Annotated in this window: 17 protein-coding genes, 1 tRNA gene and 2 pseudogenes; 13 read left to right on the top strand and 7 right to left on the bottom strand. The window is 54.1% G+C overall.

Annotation, left to right across the window (positions count from 1 at the left end):
- Positions 1-31 precede the first annotated feature (31 nt).
- Positions 32-1,063, bottom strand: coding sequence for a GlxA family transcriptional regulator (locus GGQ73_RS00160; RefSeq protein WP_183893009.1), 1,032 nt, complete (start codon positions 1,061-1,063; stop codon positions 32-34).
- 366 nt (positions 1,064-1,429) lie between these two features.
- Between GGQ73_RS00160 and GGQ73_RS00155 the strand changes: the two genes are divergently transcribed.
- On the top strand, positions 1,430-1,963 hold the full coding sequence (locus GGQ73_RS00155; RefSeq protein ID WP_183893007.1) for a lipocalin family protein: 534 nt from the start codon (positions 1,430-1,432) through the stop codon (positions 1,961-1,963).
- Between the two features lie 253 nt (positions 1,964-2,216).
- Here GGQ73_RS00155 and GGQ73_RS00150 read toward each other — a convergent pair whose 3' ends face one another.
- The 3 genes from GGQ73_RS00150 to GGQ73_RS00140 are packed head-to-tail and all read right to left on the bottom strand — an operon-like array spanning position 2,217 to position 7,167.
- Entirely contained in the window at positions 2,217-5,348 is a 3,132-nt protein-coding gene (locus tag GGQ73_RS00150) for an efflux RND transporter permease subunit (RefSeq protein ID WP_183893006.1), read from the bottom strand.
- A 22-nt stretch (positions 5,349-5,370) separates the two neighbouring features.
- Positions 5,371-6,501, bottom strand: coding sequence for an efflux RND transporter periplasmic adaptor subunit (locus GGQ73_RS00145; protein WP_183893004.1), 1,131 nt, complete (start codon positions 6,499-6,501; stop codon positions 5,371-5,373).
- Positions 6,502-6,528: 27 nt separating this feature from the next.
- A complete protein-coding gene (locus GGQ73_RS00140; RefSeq protein WP_183893002.1) occupies positions 6,529-7,167 on the bottom strand; it encodes a TetR/AcrR family transcriptional regulator in 639 nt (212 codons plus the stop codon).
- A 667-nt stretch (positions 7,168-7,834) separates the two neighbouring features.
- Between GGQ73_RS00140 and GGQ73_RS00135 the strand changes: the two genes are divergently transcribed.
- The 8 genes from GGQ73_RS00135 to GGQ73_RS00100 all read left to right on the top strand — a co-directional run bounded on the left by GGQ73_RS00135 (position 7,835) and on the right by GGQ73_RS00100 (position 13,608).
- Positions 7,835-7,908 (top strand) — tRNA-Gln (locus GGQ73_RS00135).
- Positions 7,909-8,520: 612 nt separating this feature from the next.
- Entirely contained in the window at positions 8,521-9,684 is a 1,164-nt protein-coding gene (locus tag GGQ73_RS00130; protein ID WP_183893000.1) for an SH3 domain-containing protein, read from the top strand.
- Positions 9,685-9,737: 53 nt separating this feature from the next.
- Complete coding sequence (locus GGQ73_RS00125; protein WP_183892998.1) at positions 9,738-10,091, top strand: Rha family transcriptional regulator; 354 nt, start codon at positions 9,738-9,740, stop codon at positions 10,089-10,091.
- 731 nt (positions 10,092-10,822) lie between these two features.
- On the top strand, positions 10,823-11,179 hold the full coding sequence (locus GGQ73_RS00120) for a hypothetical protein (protein ID WP_183892996.1): 357 nt from the start codon (positions 10,823-10,825) through the stop codon (positions 11,177-11,179).
- A gap of 499 nt (positions 11,180-11,678) precedes the next feature.
- Positions 11,679-12,044, top strand: coding sequence for a hypothetical protein (locus GGQ73_RS00115; protein WP_183892994.1), 366 nt, complete (start codon positions 11,679-11,681; stop codon positions 12,042-12,044).
- Complete coding sequence (locus GGQ73_RS00110) at positions 12,044-12,589, top strand: virion core protein, T7 gp14 family (protein WP_183892992.1); 546 nt, start codon at positions 12,044-12,046, stop codon at positions 12,587-12,589. Before GGQ73_RS00115 ends, GGQ73_RS00110 begins: the two co-directional genes overlap by 1 nt.
- A 58-nt stretch (positions 12,590-12,647) precedes the next feature.
- A complete protein-coding gene (locus tag GGQ73_RS00105) occupies positions 12,648-12,956 on the top strand; it encodes a hypothetical protein (protein WP_183892990.1) in 309 nt (102 codons plus the stop codon).
- Between the two features lie 289 nt (positions 12,957-13,245).
- Positions 13,246-13,608: a MarR family winged helix-turn-helix transcriptional regulator gene (locus GGQ73_RS00100; RefSeq protein WP_183892988.1), complete on the top strand. Its 363-nt coding sequence runs from the start codon at positions 13,246-13,248 to the stop codon at positions 13,606-13,608.
- On the opposite strand, the gene GGQ73_RS00095 is transcribed toward GGQ73_RS00100, so the two are convergent.
- Entirely contained in the window at positions 13,602-14,144 is a 543-nt protein-coding gene (locus tag GGQ73_RS00095) for a hypothetical protein (protein ID WP_183892987.1), read from the bottom strand. The genes GGQ73_RS00100 and GGQ73_RS00095 overlap by 7 nt on opposite strands.
- Positions 14,145-14,331: 187 nt before the next feature.
- On the opposite strand from GGQ73_RS00095, the pseudogene GGQ73_RS00090 reads away from it, so the two are divergent.
- From GGQ73_RS00090 to GGQ73_RS00075, 4 genes and pseudogenes are all read left to right on the top strand, one after another.
- Positions 14,332-14,891: pseudogene (locus tag GGQ73_RS00090) on the top strand (recombinase family protein).
- Positions 14,892-15,064: 173 nt separating this feature from the next.
- Positions 15,065-16,456 (top strand): 3'-5' exonuclease, encoded by a 1,392-nt coding sequence (locus GGQ73_RS23215; protein WP_183892985.1) that lies wholly within the window; start codon positions 15,065-15,067, stop codon positions 16,454-16,456.
- Positions 16,453-17,139 (top strand): DarT ssDNA thymidine ADP-ribosyltransferase family protein, encoded by a 687-nt coding sequence (locus GGQ73_RS00080; protein WP_183892983.1) that lies wholly within the window; start codon positions 16,453-16,455, stop codon positions 17,137-17,139. Before GGQ73_RS23215 ends, GGQ73_RS00080 begins: the two co-directional genes overlap by 4 nt.
- 20 nt (positions 17,140-17,159) lie before the next feature.
- Positions 17,160-18,899: an ADP-ribosylglycohydrolase family protein gene (locus tag GGQ73_RS00075; RefSeq protein WP_183892982.1), complete on the top strand. Its 1,740-nt coding sequence runs from the start codon at positions 17,160-17,162 to the stop codon at positions 18,897-18,899.
- A 39-nt stretch (positions 18,900-18,938) separates the two neighbouring features.
- On the opposite strand, the pseudogene GGQ73_RS00070 reads toward GGQ73_RS00075, so the two are convergent.
- Positions 18,939-19,183: pseudogene (locus GGQ73_RS00070) on the bottom strand (IS3 family transposase); the annotation flags it as partial.
- A 19-nt stretch (positions 19,184-19,202) separates the two neighbouring features.
- Entirely contained in the window at positions 19,203-20,570 is a 1,368-nt protein-coding gene (locus GGQ73_RS00065; RefSeq protein WP_327786281.1) for a DUF6538 domain-containing protein, read from the bottom strand.
- Positions 20,571-20,736: the final 166 nt, after the last annotated feature.

Raw genomic sequence — 20,736 nt, 5'->3', positions numbered from 1 at the left:
GGTTTACTGGCGAGGTTCGCTGTTATTGAAGCTATCCAGCGGCAGGGTCGAATGGCGGCAGGGCCTTCCCTCTCAGCGTACCGGGAGATGTTCCATAAACCCTGCGAAACGATCGTCCCATGTTGGATGCGCTACCAAAACCCACATCGAGCGCAATGTCGATCAAAGGCCTGTTCGTACTGACGATGAGGTGATTGGCTCGCCTGAGCCTAAGTATTTTGTATGCTTCCGCTGGTGAATGGCCCATGACGTCGTGAAACAGACGCTCGAGCTGCCGGCGTGACAGCTGGACAGCCTGCGCGAGACGTTCGATACTGATAGGCTCCGCCACATGCTGCTCCATGAGCAGAAGCGCGGCATTGACGCGTCGGTCCATTTCGATGGCCGGATCTTTCTGTTGTAGAGGTGCTCTGGATTGACTGTCATCCGCCTTGCGCGGCGAGGCGATCTGCAGGATATCGAGGGCATTGCGCTCGGCGTCGCGACCGACCCAGCTGCGAACGATGAAGGCGGCGAGATCCGCAGCGCTGGCGCCACCCGCGCAGGACCCTCGCTTGCCATCGAAATTGAAAAGCCGGTCCGGTCGCACGCTCAACTCCGGAAATCTTTCCCTGAACGCCTCGAAATGGAGCCAGCTGACGCAGGCTTCGTGATCTGTCAGGAGACCGGCCTCAGCCAGAATAAAGGAACCTGTGCAAACGCCGATCAGAGGAATGCCCAGTGCGGCGGCTTGTCTGAGATAGTCGAGCGTTCGGTCGCTGCAGGCGACTTCCTGACCAAGCAGCCCGCCAACGACAACCAGCACGTCGAACCGTTCGGGCGCGACGAGATCGCTCGTTGGCGCGATACTGACGCCACAACTTGACCGTATGAGATGCCTCGTGTCACCCAGCACATCCCAATCGGTCAGTATTCTGCCCGAATGATCCAACTCATCGCCTGCAAGCCGCAACGTGTCGACGAAAAGCGCAAAGGGAGAGAGCGTGAAAGAGCGCCCCAGAACGAACCCGACCTTCAGCAGCGCCGATGATTTGGATGGGGAATGCTTGCTTCGCGATGGCATGGTTCGTCGTTCCGATTTTTGTCGATGCATTCAGTGACAGGCTCAATCTGCCAGCAACCTTGGGATCTGCAAGTTTCTTATGCTTATGCGGCAATCAAGAATGATGCACGTCCTTTGACTGCATGGGAAAAGCCGGCGCTTTCTGGGAAGGGCTTCAGACGAAGGCCACCCGCACGCTTGCGCATAACCAGATCGAAAATGTCCAGCTCGAGCCTTGCTTAGATGTAGGGACTGGTGATTGCGATAACGGTCGAGCGCGATTTTGGCAGACAGAATTTCAACGGGCGGCACAACTGATCGCGTGGGTTGGATGCATTATCCGATCTACGACCGGAACTTTATGAAGATCGCTTCATTTCATGCTTCATGAAAACCACGTCTATTCTTGCCCTCTTTGCTGGCGCTGTTCTGGCTTCCTGCAGTCCCGTTGGACCTGTCGGCAACAGATCTGTTCCCGAGCCCGCCAGAACCGTCGAACTGAACCGTTATGTGGGTCAATGGTTTGAGCTAGCGCGGTACGAAAACCGCTTCGAGACCGATTGCGAAGGCGTCACAGCCGACTACACGCTGGGAGACGGCGGCATGATCAATGTCATGAACACCTGCCGGAAGGGCCGGATCGATGGCGCCCGAAAGGCGGTTGCGGGCCGCGCCAAGATTGTACCGGGCAGCGGCAACGCCAAGCTTAAGGTATCGTTCTTCGGACCCTTTTACGGCGACTACTGGATTCTCGACCACGCGCCGGATTACACCTGGTCGATCGTCGGCGAACCCTCCGGACGATATTTGTGGATCCTGACGAGAACGGCGAAACCCTCGGAGCAAACGCGCAAAATGCTTGTCGGCAAGGCGCGGTCTCTGGGATACGATACTGGCCTTCTCCGATGGACCCGGCACTGACGCCAGATCACACCTTAATAGCGAGTTTGTCGCGCATTGTCGGTCCACGCTCTGGTGCGATGCCTCCAAGCTCTCAAGTATGGTGTCGGCGCGCACCAGATCGGCGTCACACCATGGTTTCACGCGCGGTCGCCTGCCTGAGATTGAACGCCGTGTCGAGCACATAAAAAACAGGCCGCGAACGACGCGGCCTGCTGCGTCAATCAAATGTACTGATGCTCGCCTATGCAAATAGCATCAATGGTCAGGCACCCTATGTTGCGGCGCCATGACCCTCAACGCCTTTATCCAAGAGCTTCTTGTCTTGATCGGTGGCGTTCGTCTTACGGTCCTTGCCAAAGAACAGTGCATACGCAGCCGGAAGAACGAAAACGGTCAACACCGTGGCAACGAGGATGCCGCCCATCATAGCGAAGGCGAGCGGCCCCCAGAAGACCCCGCGGGAAATCGGGATGAGCGCGAGGACGGCCGTGAGCGCGGTCAGCGCGATAGGACGAAAACGTCGCACCGCAGCCCCCACGATTGCCTCGTGGCGAGGCAATCCGGCTTCAATATCCTGATCAATCTGGTCCACCAGGATAATCGAATTTCGGATGATGATACCCAGCAGCGCGATAACGCCAAGAATGGCGACGAAGCCGAAGGGTGCGCCGCTGATCAGCAACGCGGCAGCCGCACCGATGATGCCAAGTGGCCCCGTTGCCAGAACGAGCATGGCCTTACCGAAATGCTGCAATTGCACCATCAGGAGCACAACGATGACAAGAAGCATGATCGGTGCTTTCGCGGCGATCGACGCCTGGCTTTCGGCGGCATCCTCAGCGCCGCCCTGAATTTCGATTTTATAACCCGTGGGCAGATTGTCACGCATCGCCTGCATATCGGCATACATTTTCAGGACAACATCGTTTGGCTGCACACCGTCAGGCAAGGTGGCGCGCACCGTAATCGTAGGCAACCGGTCGCGACGCCATTCGATACCCTGCTCAAGGATGGGAACAACCTTGGCAACTTGCGAGACGGGCACGAAGCCACCAAAATCCGTGGGTACGTAGACCGAGTTGACTGCTGATAGCAGCAACCTGGTCTTATCCTGCTCCCGAACAACGATGGAGACGGTTTCCTCGCCCGAGCGGAAGTCATCGATCGGGACGCCCGTCATGGCCGCCTGCAGCATCTGGCGAACACGTTGGGATGTGACACCGAGCGCGCGGGCGCGGTCCTGATCAATCACCAGCTTCATCGCGGGGATCTGCTCCAGCCAATCGTCATGAATGGCACTGAGCGCAGGATTTTTGGCAAAAATTGCTTTGACCTCATCGGCAATTCGTCGAACTTCCTGGCGGTCCGGTCCCTGCACGCGCATCTGCACGGGCCAGCCTGTGGGTGGCCCCAGGAAAAGCCGGTCGACCTTGCCTCTGACGGATGGAAAGTCTTCGGCCAAAATGCCGCGAAGCTTGATGATGAGGCGCTCGCGCGCTGCCTCGTCTTTGGCCATGACGAGAAGCTGCGCAAAATTGGGATTACGCAGTTGCTGATCAAGCGGAAGGAAGAAACGCGGTACGCCTTCACCGATATAGGTCGCGATGAACTGCTTGTCGGTGTCGCCAATAATTTTTTGTTCGAGCGCTTTTGCCTGAACTTCAACTTCCTTGATGCTCGTGCCCTCAGGCAGCCAGAGGTCGACGAGAATCTCCGGGCGTGATGACTGCGGAAAAAAGTTCTGCGGAATGAACTGGAAAGCCCATATGCTGCCCGCGAAAACGCCGAACGTCATGGCCAGAACGATGATCCGATGCCGTACCGCCCAGGCCACGGATGCACCCAGAGTTCGGTAGAACCGGGTATCGAAGACGTCGTGGTGTCCGCCGGCATGGGCTCTTTGCTTGAGGATCATGTTTCCCAGCCAGGGCGTGAAATAAACGGCCACGAACCAGGACGTGACAAGCGCAATACCAACGACATAAAAGAGCGAGCTGACATACTCACCAGCGGTCGATTCCGCAAATCCCACCGGAATAAAGCCGGCGATGGTAATCAATGTGCCGGTCAACATCGGGAAGGCGGTCGAGGTGTAGGCGAAGCTCGCCGCCTCTACCTTGATCAATCCCTCTTCGAGCTTGCGCTCCATCATTTCCACAACGATCATAGCGTCATCGACCAGCAGTCCGAGCGCAATAATCAGTGCGCCGAGAGAAATTCGCTGTAGATCAATACCGAGCTCATACATAATCGCAAAGGTTGCGGCGAGAACGAGTGGAATGGTGATGGCGATGACCAGACCGGAGCGCCACCCGATCGACAGGAAAGAAACGACAAGGACGATGACGAGTGCTTCGACCAATGCCTTCATGAATTCGCCGACGGCCTCGGTAACAACCTCTGGCTGGTTTGATATCTGACCGACTTGGACGCCGTATGGAACAGCGTTCTCAAAGTTGCGGTATGTCTTAGCCACCGCCTTTCCAACGTCGATAACGTTGAATCCCTTCGCCATGACCACGCCGACTTGCACGCTGTCTGAGCCATTGAAGCGGAATTTGCGCTGATAGGGGTCTTCAAGGCCTGCGGTAACGGTGGCAATGTCCCCTAGACGAGTGATCTGCCCGCCGGCTCGCAACCGCAACTCTCGGATATCCTCGGCTTTTTTAACATCTCCCTCGACTGAAATACGAACAGACCGCAGGCCGGTATCGACGGTGCCCGCAGGATCAACCCTGTTTTGGCCTCTAATGGCATTCTGAAGATCCGTGAGGGTCAGTCCACGCTCGGCAAGCGACTTTGAAGACACATCGATGAAGATTTTCTCGGGCTGGTCACCAATGATCACAGCCTTTTCAACGCCCGGCGTGGTCAGCAGCATATCACGAGCCTGAATGGCCAGCTTCTTCAGTTCAGGATAGCTGAACCCTTCACCACTGATCGAATGCAGTGTGATGAATGTATCACCGAATTCGTCATTGAAATACGGGCCGAGCAAACCCTCCGGGAGCTCGTTGGATATGTCGCCGACCTTCTTTCGGACCTGATAAAAGGCATCGGCGACTTCAGCCGCATTGGTGTCGCCTTTCACCTGGAGCGTGATGATTGCGCTTCCTTCACGCGTGTAGGATTTTACCCAATCCAGATGCGGTGTCTCCTGGAGCTTTCGCTCGATCCTGTTGACAACCTGATCCTGCATCTCCTGAATGGACGACCCCGGCCAAATGGCTTGAACCACCATTACCCGGAAGGTAAAGTCCGGATCTTCCTTCTGACCCATCCGGGTTAGCCCAAGCACACCGGTAATCAGAATCAGCCCGAACAGGAAGCGCGCAATGCTTGGATGACCGATCGCCCAACGCGACAGGTTGAAGGGATGTTTCCCCTCATTCGACTTTTCCATAAGAATTCTTCCTTGATTGGGCCTAACGGATGGGTGCAGCGGACTGTAGCTGAGCCGCATGCTGCGCTTGCATCTTCACCTTGAGATTATCGGTCATGAACTGCGTACCAGCGACGACAACGACATCGCCGACGCCAAGTCCGGTCGCGATGTTGATACCATCGGCTGTAAAGTCGCCAACGCCGATTTCACGCGCATTCACCGTCGAGGTTTGCGTGTCGACAACCCACACAATCTTCTGCCCGTTCTTTTCGGCAAGCGCCGAAAGAGGGATGACGTAACTGCCGTTCGTATCATGCGTGTTCTTCTCGATTGTGGCCGTCATGCCCAGCAGGACACGGGAATCTTCGGGCAGACTGACGCGTACGGAAAAGGTGCGTGATTGCGGATCTGCGCTTCCGGAGACTTCACGCACCTTTCCTTCCAGAATCAGGGCGGCGTCGGACCAGAAACTTGCCTTGACCGCGGCACCGGGACGAAACTCTGTAATCTCGTTTTCAGGAACAGCGATTTGCACTTCTTTCTCGTCGTCCAGCGCGACGGTGACAACCGTCGTACCGGCAGCGACCACGGTTCCCGCATCAGCGGCAATTGCCGTCACAATCCCCCTCACGTCTGACCGGAGTTTCGCGTAATCAACCTGATTTCTGGCTTGGTCAAAAGCGGCTTCGGCTGCGTCGCGGGTTGAAACCGCCTGATCGTAGGTCAGCAGGGCCTGTTCAAGCTGCGACTGAGCCACCGCATTTTTTTCATAGAGTTGCTGAGCACGCCTGCTGGCGAGGTCGGCCGTAGCGACACCCTTTTCTGCTGCTTTCAAGTTTGCTTCGGCAGTTCGCAAGCTCAGCTCGAGATCTTTGGAATCCAGCCTTGCCAGCACGTCGCCGGGCTTGATGCGATCACCGATATTGACCGATCGTTCCACGATTTTTCCGGCCACGCGAAAGCCGAGACTGGACTCCACCCGTGCCCTTACGGCGCCAGAATACACCAGCGTCTTTTGACTTTGATGATCAGAGATCTCAATGGTTTTGACCGGACGCGTAACATCTTTGACCTCCTCCTTTTGTTCGTCGCTGCAGCCAGCGAGACCGAAAACAAGGACGCTCAAGACAACGAGAGCAAACGGCGATCTTATCGTTTTATCGGATATCATTTTCGTAACCTTTAGGGCCGGTGGGTATCAAATGCTGTCGTCTTGACGGAAGCTCGTGGTTTTCAAGGCTCCGATCGCAAACCCAATGAGATCATCTACGGGAGCCCGGTTGTCTTTTGACCGGCACTGGGCGACCATCTGGGGGTGGCACAACGTAACTGTCGCCGCACCAAAGCACTGCGACGCAACCCTGGGATCTTGCTGCGGAAATTCGCCGGCCTCGATGCCGTCTCTAATAATGTCCGCAATGATGTCTTGAATATAATCAATGTGTTTTTCGATCACGTCCCAGTCGCGCTCAATCGCCACGACAATCATCTCGTGGACTTTCGCTTCGTCCAACATTGTCTCCACGGTCCACTCGTGGTGGGCCTTGACATAGAGGCGAAGCCGATGTTCCGCGCTGAGAGGCATATCGCGGACGTCATGCGCCCGCGCTTTGCATTCTCCCAACATGCGAGAACAGACTGCTTGATGGATTTCCACTTTGGAGGCGAAGAAGCGGTAGATATTGGCAGTGGACATCCCAAGGTCACTGGCGATGTCCGCGACAGTCGTCTTGCCATAACCAAAATGACGGAACGCGCGTTCCGCCGCATCAAGAATGCGAGATATGTTCTCTTCTCTCGGGTCTTCAGCGGTCTTTTCCAAAGCGCGATGGGGCATGGCAATCAACTTTTCTTACGAATGACGATTTTCGAATTTCGTCATTCGTAAGCCATACATCATTATTCGTCAAGGGTAACGGCGTCAGATGTCGTATCGAGCTGCCCCTAAAAAACCAGACCGGATCGGGGTTCGTGACAGCCTTGAACGCGGGCGGTCAGCGATAGCGCTGTAAGGTGTTGGCAGAGATTTGAGCCACGGGATCGTCGGGACCAAAGCGAACACGGCTTGATCATTGCGGGCTGTCTTTCGTATCAGGGGGCGATATGCCAAAATTCCCCCCGACTTTAAACATCAACACACGACCAGATAACGCCAAGCAGAGAGCGGCTCATCGAGGGGATAGTTATTCGCGGTTTGGGTCTCAACCGGGATGCAAGCGTCCATTTGTGCGAAATATCAGAGGGCTATCAGAACCCCAGTGCCGAAACGGGAGGCTCCCTGTCGCGGCGTCATGCCTGCGCAGATGTCTCCAAGCGCGTATCCAAGGATCGTCGCTCAGTGCCTGTGTCATCATTTCCTTCGTTCGACCCAAACACCACTCGCTGACGCCCGCCCCGCCACCCTTCACGAGAATAACTGCCCAAGATCGCATTTTACGACTTGCATAGCCGATCAAATCATTTATATGACGCCTAGCAAAGCGGCACAGCCACTTTTCTTGCGTTGGGGAATAGTTCAACGGTAGAACGACGGACTCTGACTCCGTTAATCTTGGTTCGAATCCAGGTTCCCCAGCCAATTTCTATTTCATTTGATTTATCAATTTCTTAGCGTGTACTGCGTACCTCAATACGTACCGCGTTATGTACCTCGGTACCCCGGGCCTTCCCTCTCATACACCTACGTGCGACTCATTCGGATTGCGGCGTAATCTGCATTCGCGGGCGTGAAGTCTGAGCCTTCAAATACTGCTTCGACTGCTTTTTTAAAAAGGCACCGTGATAGCGATCACGAAAATCCCGTACGCGAATGCAGCGAGCGAAAGGAGAGAGGACGCAATGGCAAACCAATTGATTATAGCGCCCCGCCTCCACGTTCACCATATCCAGCCTGCGAGATCGCTGGGCTGACCAGCAAGCTGCATCAGCAGGTCAGACGCGGCATTCTTCGTGCCGATGGTCGTAATGTGGGCGACATTCTCATCGCAGGGGGGTGGCTGCGCCGTTTGCTTGTGGGCCGCTGACTACCCTCCAACGCCGCGACCGTGGTGCGGTTGATCTTCTTGCAAACGAGATTCTCCACGATTGTAGGTCGAGAGGGAGGGAAACGTGTTGGCAATACCCTCTGCTCCCCCTAGCCCAAATCTGCCGTTGAGGTATGATCTTCTCGATCTAGCTGGGGTGTAAAGAGTTGTCGTTCATAAAGTGTGTTTCCGTTTCTGCAGCTTTGCTGGCTTTCACGATGGATGCCTCGGCCCTAACCTTCGAGACTGCTCCGCTCGATGGCAGCGCCACTGCTATTATCGTGTCCGGGGTCTTCAGCCCATCTGAAAATCTGAGCGAATTTACATCCAAGGTTTCTAGCGTTGGCGGGAAGTCGATCTTTGTGATTTTCAAAAGTCCTGGCGGTAACCCCACTACAGCCATGCGTCTGGGTCGGCTTATTCGGGCGATGGATTTACCGGTTATCCAGCCGAGAGAGATGCAATGCGAGTCTGCCTGCGCTTTGGCATTTATGGGTGGCTCCAAGCGTATTGCCGAGACGGGTGCCATCGGCGTCCATAAAACGTCGTTCTCGGACAGTACGGCTTTGTCCGTTGATGACGCGGTCTCATTCATCCAGCATCAGACGGCTGAAACGATAAGCTACATGACCGAGATGGGAGTCGATCCGGGTCTGCTACAGCTTTCCCTTCGATATGAACGCGATGACATGCGTTACCTGTCTAAGAGCGAGATGGCCCAATTTCGGGTTACAAACGTCGATGGGAGCGGAGCTACCCCTAGTGAGCCGCCGCGTGTTGCTGCAGTTCCTGCCCCTCATCCCACGACCAGCGCTCTGCCTAGCTATCGTATTGCCGATGATGATCCGCGTTTCCAAATCCCCACGGCGAGGGCGGGAGCGCTTCGGGTTCCTAAGGGTAAGGAGTTCTTACGGAGCGGTGAAGATCAGGCCTCAGGAAAGCTTATCAGCATGAGCAACGGTGACCGTGTCGAGATATTGGCGGTGGGGGACCGCTGGTACAAGGTGCGTGCAAAGGGTCGCGAAGGCTATCTCCATCACAACTGGGTCAAGGTGGACCAGTTTCTGACGCAGCCCTTCGAGAACCGATACATCCAGATCAAGAGCTTCGATAATTTTCATGAAGCCGAGGCTTTCGTTCGCGGTTCGAGTCTGCCGTTGACGGCCTACCTCGCGACAAACAAATGGTATGCCGTTACGCTGTCCCGGTCGTTGCCAGCATCAGGAGCTTCGGAACTGCTCAAGGAATTGAAATCGCGTGGTGCTGTGCCTGATGATGCATTTATGACGGTAGGGAATACCTACGTCAAAGACGTGTGCTGCGCGCAGTAAACTGCATTTTTTGCTGGGCCGCTGCCCACCCAAGAACCGCCTCCACGCTCACCATGTCTAGCCGCGAAATCGCCAAGCTGACCGGCAAGCGGCACACCAATGTCATCCGCGACATTCGAACGATGCTCACTGGGCTCAAATCTGAGCCGAGAGATTTCGTAGGTAGCTATACCGATAGCACTTGCCGACAGCTCCCATGCTTCAATCTCCCCAAGCGTGAGACCCTCATCCTCGTCTCGGGTTATTCGGTCGAACTTCGCGCCCGCATCATCGACCGTTGGATGGAACTGGAAGAGCAGCAGGCGAAGACGCAGGTGGCTACGATCACGGCAACTGAAGTGTCTACGATGATGGCCAAGTACATGGCCGAGATGCAGGAGACATCATCACACAAGAGCTGTGAATAAAAATGCGCAGAGTTTTCCCTGTCTCTTCAACGTCTTGGCTGGAATGTATTTACATCGGGATAAGATATTGAAAAATAGAGATTTTGTCCATCTTGACGAGACTCACGTGGCGGAGTCTAACGGCATTGTTCTGGCCAGAACGCTTCGCTTCAACCCTTATCATGGACCTACCCTATGCCTATCAAGCTCGCCGCATTCGGCCACCATATTGAGATCGACAGCCGCCTTCCGCATGCACTTTACGTGTTTACCAGCAGCCATGAATTTGCATGGAGCAAAACTGAATGGTTCGAGCATCCATGCGGTAAGTGGCGGCATTGGGTGATTGAGAAGAGGCAGCTATTCGCACCTCGGAACGCCGCTTCACGATGAGTGTCCAGTTCTGCCTCTATCGACGCGCTCACAGTTCGGTTGAGGCAGGCCATGATGGTGCGCCGCTACAGTTCGAGAGCGAGACGAACTCTTTAATTGTTCGGCACGACACGCCCTAACATCAGAGTGCGTTCTTTCCTTCCTCGTCCCCGTGATTTCGAGATGCGGGCTTTGACTTGATGTTGTATGCGCAGCGCACTGGATCGCGCTGAATGGCGGGGACGGGGTATTGGAAAACATCCCTGTCATTCGATTACCACGCACTTAAGCAAAGCAGCGCGCTCCGTCAGCGGACGGCACGGTGTTTTGCATCTCCACAAACATCAAGAGAGAACGCGCAGATGCGTTGAGGATTTCCCATGACCGACTACCACGAAAAATCCGCCGCATTCGTCATCAACGACATTATCACCCAAATTGTGAAAGGGGGTCACCCGAAAGCCCGCCGTTTGGCCGAAGATTATAATTCTGAGCGTAAAGGACTGATGGAAACGAACCCCAACATGCCGCTAGGGCTAACAGTCGTTGAAGCCCTCAGAGGGCTGTTAGAACAGGCCTACGGCATTCAGTTTTATGCCAGCGTTGCGGACATGCTCGAGAACGTTGCGGAACATGGCATGTCGCGTGAAGATGCTCATGCCGTGATAAGTGTGGCGGATTTAATCCGTGATGGGAATGTGGCTATCAGTGGTCCAAACATCGGCAATGATAATTGAGGACCACCACCTCATACGATGTCGAAGTGTAAGGCCACACCTTGAATGCAATCTGAAAAATGGTTGTTATGCACTCTTCTCAGCAACCAGTAATTACCACGCACTTTAGGAGAAGACCGGAGAGGAAGACCAACATCTTGAATGAAAGGGAATAGAGGATGACTGATGAAATCAGGATGATCTCTATCTGGTATTTCATGAATTGATGATGGTGATGAAAACCTCAATCCACCTCTAGTCTTCCTTGATGTTCACATAGAGGTTTCTTTAACAGCGAAACCCGGACGACCTCCAACCCCGCACGGTCCACTCATGGACACTCGATTTCCGAGAGTGCGCAAGCTGGCCTTTCAACATAAACATCAGCCGTTCTCATGGGTGTGGTGACCCTCGGCCCTCTTGTGGCGACTTCAAGGCTTAGCCTCGTGGTCAGCAGACGAGAGGGCCGTTTGCATTTCACCGCCCCGCAACCACCACCACAAAACCCTGAGAAATTATCATGCACAACGAAACATCCCTTGGTCGGGATGATGGCGCAGCTATGCCTTCAGCCGCCTCGACCATGAAAATTATTATCCTACCCGTCAGTCTCGATAAGCTCGGTCAGAATTACTCGGTCGTCTTTCAAGGCAAGACCATCATCTCCAAGACTCGCAACCCCACAGCCAATGCCTGCCGCCGCTTGGTCGCTCTCGGTCATTCCGGTCGGCTCGAGGTTTGGGGCAGTGGTGAGCATTTCGCTCGGCTCATCATTCGCGATATCGAAACCGCAGCCTGCCTGACGGTCTCCGAGAACATCGCTCATGGCCCAAGGGTCACCGCCTACCAGCCCTTCATTGCCCAGAGTTTCAAGGAGGTAGCCTGATGTGCGCTGATCCCATCTCCATGATTGGGTTCACCATCGGGGCTGCACAGCAAGCATTCAGCTACGCTGGCCAAGTTGATGCAGCAAACGAACAGAACCGACTCTACGCCGAGAACGCTGCAAGGGCCACACGCAACGCTCAAGATCAGCAGTTCCAGACGCAGCAGAGGATGCTGCAAGAACAGATCGCTGCTAGCAACGACAAGATCGATATTGAGCGCGAAGCTCGGTCTGCCAAAGCCACGGCCATAGCGGCTGCCGGTGAAAGCGGAGTTAGTGGTCTCTCGGTCGATGCCCTATTGGCTGAGTTCGACGGTCGAGCTGCCGAAGGTAAGGGCCGTATCGATCAAAACACCGATTGGACCATGACTCAGCTCAACAACGAGATGAAGGGCATCAGGGCCAACGCCGAAGATCGCATTAATTCCGTTCAGCGAGCAGCTAAGCCTTCATTCTTCGACGCGGGTCTTCGCATAGCAGGCGTTGGCATCGACTCCTACACGGCTTCCGAAGACCGAAAGTCCAAAGCCAAGAACCAGTCCTAAACCCGGCCAAAGCCCATCAGTTTACAGCCTCACCACCACCTAAATGAAGAGAAACGATATGAAGCTTCTTGCTACCCGCACCATGACCATCGACGCCCACGACGAGGACGTTCCCGTTATCCGTCTTCGTTTCGTAATGAAGCCAGACGGCTCCTCCTACTTCCTGACCAGTGACGTGGGAAAGTTTTTGGAGCTGAACAACACCGACACCAACGACTGCCTTGAGATACTGGAACACTGGGGTGTGCCATTCGTCCAGGAGACCGTTACTGATCGCGGCAAGGTCATAGGCCCTGTCGGCCTGATCACAGAGCCGGATTATCGCAAGCTAGCCGTGCGAGCTGCCGACCACCGTGCATCGCTTTAGCGGTGGCATCACGTATCAACGATTACAGCGCGTTCGGCCTTGGCTGGTCGTACACCTTCGTCCGTCTTCCAAACGCGCACTAGGGTCAACGCAAGTGAACGATAAATCGGACTGGCGTTCTGGAGCTACTGCCGGAATGTTTTGGTGAAAAATTCCGAGAACCCAATCAGATAATCGGCTTTCCCGGCTTCCCCCGGGTAGGCCACCCGTCCACATTTTCGCGCAACAGAGAAGCTTGACGCGACGATAACCCTCTGCAAACAAAAGATATTCACAGGAGAGTAATGTCATGCGCAGGCTAGATGACACCACCACGGCATTCAAAAGATCGCTTCTAAATGCCTTCAGTTTTGTAGAAGCATTCCGTGAGTTGCGTCCTGACATCCAGATGCACACGGCCTCTGTTTTCCTTCTAGTGGCAATGAAGCCGGGGATAGCTCAGCGGGACTTACTCGGGCTTCTAGACATCAGCCAAGCCACCCTTTCCCGCGACATCTCCGCTCTAACGGCGATCGACCGGCATGGGAAGCCGGGATTGAACCTGATCGCTCAGCACCGCAATCCGGTCGATGCCCGCAACAGCATGCTGTACGTGACAACCGAAGGAAATGCTTTGCTTGCGCAGCTCTTGCCAATCGCAAAGCTTCAATGATCGACCGACCAGACCTGAACCCCACTTCGCTCGAACTGCTCTAATCGCTTAGTGCCGGGGAACGCAGGAGACATGAAGAACACATAGCGATGTTGCTCTTGGCGGGCAGCCAGCTTGTCAAGGTCTTTCGACAACTTCCTGTTGTTCTGCGGTCGCACTGCCGCAAAGGTTTCTGCACCGACCAGCCCCGGCACCTCACTCATTATATCTAGCGGCTGAGATGCGTAAGCGCCGGGGGCAAGATGAAACGCGGCAACATCTGGATGAAGCTCGAACAGCATTCTTGTCCCGAGTAAGGCGGCAGCGTAGGTCCACGTTTGATTGACCTGCTCAATGACATTCAGAGGACTGTGGGTAACCGGGTGGAAGCCGACCAGATCGAACTTCATGTGTCGAATGAGCTCAAGCGGCTTGCCGTTAAAGGCTAGCACCCATTCGGCTACGCGAGCCGCCGACTCTTCCAGCCTCGTTAGCCGCTCATCGGCCTCTGCTGCTGATCGCACTATAATGCGCTCCGTAATTTCGTCGTTGTCCATGTCATTCCTCATCCAACTACCTTTGCTAGATATCACCGACCAATGATCTCTGGCAGTGCCAATAGACCGAGGTCTAATGACCTCCGAAAAGACTTGGTCAAAGAGTGCCACATGAATGGTATTTAACATTTGGCACATATAGTGCCAGAAGCTCTTAAACTTTATTGACACCACTGGAGTTTCCCATATGCCTTCGACCATCATTGGCTATGCCCGCACATCGACCCTCGATCAGACCTATGGTCTAGACGCTCAGCTTCGCGATCTTGAGTTGGCTGGCTGCGAGAAGGTGTTCAAGGAGCAGCTCTCTTCAGTCGATAAGGAGCGTCCTGAGCTAACCCGTGCGCTGGACTATGCCCGTGAGGGTGATGTGTTCGTGGTCACCAAGCTGGACCGTCTGGCCCGCTCTATGGCCGACCTTGTGCGCCTGAAGGATGCGCTGGAAAGCAAAGGCGTCACGCTCAAAATCCTCAATCTCAACATCGACACCTCGACGCCCACCGGCAAGCTGATGCTCAGCCTACTGGGTTCCATCGCTGAGTTCGAGCGCGACATCATGCTGGAGCGGCAGCGCGAGGGTATTGCCAGGGCGAAAGCTGACGGCAAATACAGAGGCCGCGCTCCGACCGCTCAACGAAAAGCTGATGACGTAAGAAGGATGAAGCGTGCGGGCAAGACGTCGAACAAATAGTTGTGGAATTAGGGATTAGTCGCTCGAGTGTCTTCAGGGCTCTTCGGGTAGAATAGTCAGCCATTTAATTGATTGGGGGTGATTATGTATTTTGGTTCTGACAGACTGTTCCACAGTATTTTACGAACGGCCTTATGGCATCGGAAGAAAAGCATTGCATAGGAATTGACTCCCGTGATTTCGTGCAACTAGAAATAGGAAGTCATAGTTTTTTCGCCGGATCAAAATCGTGCCTTTTCCCATTCCAGTAGAACGTCAACGGGAGGTCGTCTGCCTCCCAGCTTCCGGCCATCAGGTTGTCTTGGGTACAGCGGGAAGTGGAAAAACCACTATGGCTATTCTCAGAGCAGCTTATCTGGGAGACCCTGATCTTCCGGGAAATGGCAAAGTACTCCTTATCACCTACAATAAGGCGTTAAGTGGCTATATTCGGAGCATCTCGGAAAAACGCTTGAAGAATGTCACGGTCGAGCACTACCACCTCTTCGCACGAGGCTATCTGAACTTCAGGCGGCTTATAAGCTACAATGACATAATCGGGAATGACGCCCGCAGAAACCTGATAAAAGATGCCGTCGAACAGATCGAAGGGACACACAAGTCGAATACCTTCTTCGATAAAACGATTGGCTTTTTTGACAGCGAGGTAGGCTGGATAGCCAAGAATGGCATTAGCGATCTGGCCGATTACTTAGACGTTAAGCGCATTGGTCGCGGAGATGGCCTAGTTAGTAATTTTCGTAAAATTATCTGGCAAATTCGAGCTTCATATTTAAAGAGCCGCGCTGAAATGGGGTTTCGATATGATTGGGATGACATATCCTCTTCCGTGCTAAGCGCTCTCGAGGCCGATGTCACAAAGCGGAAATATAGACATATCGTAATCGATGAGGGGCAGGACCTATCTCCCCAAATGCTGAGGTCCCTCGCCAAGGCAGTGCCCCCTGAAGGGTCAATTACATTCTTCGGCGATGTCGCCCAGCAAATTTATGGCCACAGGATGTCTTGGCGCTCGGCAGGGCTGCAACCACAGAAGGTGTGGCAGTTTTCCGAGAACTATAGGAACAGTCAACAAATTGCGGCGTTGGGATTGGCCATTGCAAAAATGGATTACTACGCTGGCACACCTGACATGGTGGCGCCAACTACGCCCAAGGCAGCAGGGCCAAGACCAACATTGGTTTCGTTTAAGAAGACGTCCGATGAGATGCAGTTCGTGGCGAGCCAAGCCAAGGCCATGGCGGGGACACGAGCTACTGCGATACTTGTGAGGACCGCTGCGCAGAAACGAGAATTGAAGCCGTATTTGCCTCGAAACGTGATCGATCTTAAAGATGAGAACGCTACTTGGATCGACGGACCGAATATCTACTTGGGGACCTATCATTCAGCAAAAGGCCTCGAATTCGAAACTGTGATCTTACCTTTTATGGACAAAGATCGTTTTCCTGACCCATCTCAAGTTGAAGACTTCGGTCAAGAAGAGGCGGATGCAAACGATGGTCGCCTGCTGTATGTAGGCGTCACCCGAGCGAAGACTGCGCTTATTATAACGCACGTTGGTGACAGAACACACCTCCTTCCACCAGACGCCTCACTGTATACGGTGCTTGCCAAATGACTGACATCGCTGAAGCTATCGCACAGCGCGGGGTTAGTCGGCTGTGCCATTTCACTCCCTCGCGTAATTTACAGCATATCGCCGCTGGAAGGGTTGGTGTTCTAAGCACCGCTCACCTCTCAGAGCCAGAACGAGGGACTTTCAATCCTACGGACCTAGCACGCCTCGATGGGCGTACCACGCACATATGCTGCTCGATCGAGTATCCAAATGCGTGGTACTTTGATAAGGCGAGGGGAAATGAGAAGCTGTTTCCTGATTGGGTGGTTCTGTTGATAAGACCTAATTATCTTTTGGCAGAGACAACACTGTTTTGTCCTCGTAATGCCGCTGCCAATGGCGGGCGAAACATCTTACAAGGACTAGCTGGATTTGAGGCTATGTACGCTAATCGTATAAAAGGGGCCTACAATAAAACTTACGTCCGAAGCGCTGCGCACCTCTCTCCGTGTCCGACTGATCAACAGGCTGAAGTTCTGATTTTTGATCGCATAAACATGGCAGACATAGTAGGGGTCGCCGTGCAATCCGAAGACCAAGCAAAAACCGAGAAGGTACGATTAAAAATCAACAACATCGACGCAGAGGGCTTCAAGTTTGTTGTAGCTCCCGATTTGTTTAATAAGTTTGCGCTGAGTAATCTGATCACGAGCGGCAACCGTGCCGCTGAAATTTGGCTTTAAAGCGTTTGGGAGTAATCGATATGTCGGTTGAACGTAACGCAGCCAACGTTAGCGAGATAAAATTTCAGGGCGTTATTCTGGGTGCTGCTTTCGGTGACGCTCTCGGCTGGCCGCAAGAAGGGCGCGCACAAAACTCGTCTTCCTCAAAAAAGGCTGCACTCAGTTTCTATGACTGGGTCAAGCGCTCCGGCGGACGCTTTCAGCCCCATGAAGAGGTGATACCGGCGGGCACCTATAGTGACGATACCCAGCTCATTATTGCTGGAGCGAGAGCGCGTCTGAATTATGTAGCTTGGTGGCAGTACTTGGCGAGAGTTGAGCTGCCTCTATGGACGATTTATGAACGTGGTGGTGGCGGTGCCAGCCTTAGGGCTGCAAGACTTTGGCTCAAGGGTTCTCCTCCATGGGAGGCTGGGTCTTCTGACAGAGATCGTTACTATCAAGCAGGGGGCAACGGAGTCGCGATGAGAGTGGCTCCGCACGTACTGCTGGGAGTTCGTGATGAGCGATTCGACTCAGTTGCTCAGGCGGTCATCGCAGATGGCGTTATCACCCATGGTCACCCTGAGGCTTTGGTTGGGGCTTTGGCTTATGCCTTTGCACTTTGGTACGCTGTACGTATCAATCGAACGCTTGATTACGGCGAGTTGCTGAGTGCGCTACTAAAGCATCAGGCGCAGTGGGCAACATGGCCTGACATTGATGCGATGTGGCCCGCTTGGATAGATAAAGCGCAGGAGCACGGCTTTGAGACCAGATGGGGTGATGCGGTATCAAATATGATTGAGCGCTTGAGGGTTGGCGCTGACAGCTTAGAAGCAGGTGCCCTTAGTCTCGACGGGGAAACTATGCAGCGGCTTGGCTGCTTTGACAAAGCTATCTTGGGTGCTGGAACGGTCGCCGCTGCGGCTGCGATCTACCTAGCGTCCCGTCACGCAGCGGGGCCTATGGAAGGTGTACTGACAGCTGCCTTCGCAAAAGGGTCTGACACGGACACAATCGCATCTATGACGGGGGCGCTTTGCGGTGCTACAAGCGGAACAGACTGGATCGGTGCTATATTGCAAGAAGTTCAGGATACCCGCTATCTCAACCAACTGGCTCAGGAACTTGCTGCCAACCGAAGTAAAAAGACTGATGGGTTCGAGATGATCAATGCCAAAATACTGGCGAAGATAATCGCGGAGTTGAGCAATGGAAAAAAAAACGTACCGTTACCGCGCGGTTTTCCGACGAGCGCTCGCCCCGCAAATCTTGTTCGGTCGAAGAGCCGAGGTCTAAGATCGCAATCTTGGCAGTTGGAGACACCCGATGCGCCAACAATCGTTATCAAAAAGCTCTCTAAGGCACCGCAATCGAGCGAGGATAATGTAAACCTGCCACAGCTTCAGTTTGGAAGTCCACCGCAACACCAAGAGGTCAATGCGGTATTAGCGGGAATCTGCCTTGTTTCGATCGATTTGGATCGCTCGGTCGAATTTTACAATTTGATCCTCGGGTTGCCAGTTTTGAGCAGAACCCAGAGTCAAGTTCGGCTGGATCATCATTTAGTACTGCGTCGAAGCGAGAGAAACGAGCCTGCCGGCAGCGGTACAATAGTGTTTATCCGCCATCGCGATTTGGACGGGTGCGTTAAGCGGCTGGCCGCCAGCGGTATAGAAGCATCTGATTCTGGTAAGGGCGATAAGCGAAAGATCACATGCGTCGATCCTGATGGCAGGACGGTAGAACTTATTGAAGCCGTGCTAGGTAGCAAATGAGCCTACATTCGCTTTGCTGCCGGTTTATCGGACACAAGGCTAAGCTAATACCACCTTGGTTTCGGAGTCATTGGGGCTGAGATAGCCCAGTGTCGAGTGGCGTCTTTTCGGGTTGTAGACGCCCTAGATATAATCGAACACATCTGCTCTGACATCGTTCCTCGTGTGTTGAACCTCCGTGCTGTTCTCTCCGTTTTCAGTGGCGAGAAAAGACTCTCCATTGCGGCGTTGTCCGAGACATTTCCAGAACGGCTCATCCAGCAGGTGATGCCGTGGTCGCCCATTCGTCCCGATTGCCGCAAATCACGGCAGCTTCACAGCCTCTACGCATTGGGCCATTTGTTCCATAGTGAGCCCGCCTAGGTAGACGCTCGCGGCAACACTCTGCGGCTTCTGCCCTACCACGATCTGGACTACAAGTTCCTGCTGGCCCGCTTGAATGGCTTTGGTAATGAACCAGCGGCGGAAGGAATGGAAGTTCACACGCTCCCTTCTCTTCCCTTCAACAGCGTCCACTACACCCTGACTTCTGCGGAAATAGGTGAATGCCTTGACTGCAGGCATGGATCGCTCCTGCACCGTGTCAGGAGGGATTGGCGGACACTCGGGAAACAAGGCGTCATCCATCTGTTTACCTTTTACGAGACGATCAATCGTTGACTTCAACGCACTATGGATTGGAACCTGCCTAGAGTATCTCTCCCGCTTCTGACGTTTGAAACGAATGGTACCTTCATCGCCAATGTCCTTCCGCCTAAGACTGACAATCGCATCAATACGCGCACCGGTGAGCGCTCCGATCAGCATAACGTCTTTGAGGTAGGGCTGGTTGGGTTCTGCCTTAAACAACCTGATCACCTCATCATCGGTGAACGGGCGCTCCTTTTCGTCCTCCGAGGGCTGAACCTTCGGCAAGGACTGACGAGACCACGGCGAACTATCGAGTTCGATGTACCCTCGTTTTTCAAGCCAAACCCAAAACTGCGACAGACAGGACAGATACTTATTGATGGTCCTGTTTGTGAGCGGGCGTTCGGTGCTGGCCGCGAGGTCGCCAATGAATTGGCCCGCTCTTCTCCGTGTGATGGCCTCGATCACGAACGGCACACGGCTTTCCTCACACCAGTCCTCCAGTGCCGTGATCGCTCTGCTGCTGTCGCTTTTGGTACGAGGCGACCACTTCACCTGAGCATGGAATAGGTCGAGAGGTTCACGGACTGGGGTTTCCTTGCCGAGAGCTACCCGAAGAAACTGCCCAGCCTTTTCCGCGCTCTGGCGGTCGAAGATAGGGTTGTCCGTCTCCTCATCTACTCCAACCTCTTGGCCCCTGATCTTGTCGGCAACCTGATAAATGCCCTCGGTCTCCAGCTCGACTGCCTCACTGTCCCCCTCTTGTGACTGGAGGTTGGCTCGCAAGTCGAGGGCAAGGCTAGTCAGTTCCTTACTCGACATGGAGGGCGCTGCAGCGATGCCGGTAACCAACGCCTTTGGAAGCCTCCCGGCTCGGGCCGCTTCGATCATGACGAGGAACTCGGCAACAATCGCGTGTTTGCGCCGCTCGGCCTCTGCTTGGCTATGAGTCTCAAGTGAGCGCTTCAGACGTGTCTTGCCGATGATCTTGACCATGTCTCGAGGGACAGGGACAGACACCCTCCAACCGCCGTTATTCATCTTTTCAAGGTATGCTGGAGCACGGGTTCGAGACAAGGAATGTACCTCAAAATGGCATGCGATATGTACCCTACCCCTATGAAACTACTTATTCTTTTGCAACATCAAATTGTTAGGGTCGTACCTTTTGAGGGTCCAGGTTCCCCAGCCAATTCTCCCTAAATGC

Origin of the sequence: Rhizobium skierniewicense, assembly GCF_014196515.1 — a bacterium.
Taxonomy (GTDB): Bacteria; Pseudomonadota; Alphaproteobacteria; order Rhizobiales; family Rhizobiaceae; genus Agrobacterium; species Agrobacterium skierniewicense.
The sequence above is the reverse complement of the archived record's forward strand: the minus strand, read 5'-3'. Positions and strand labels throughout refer to the sequence as shown.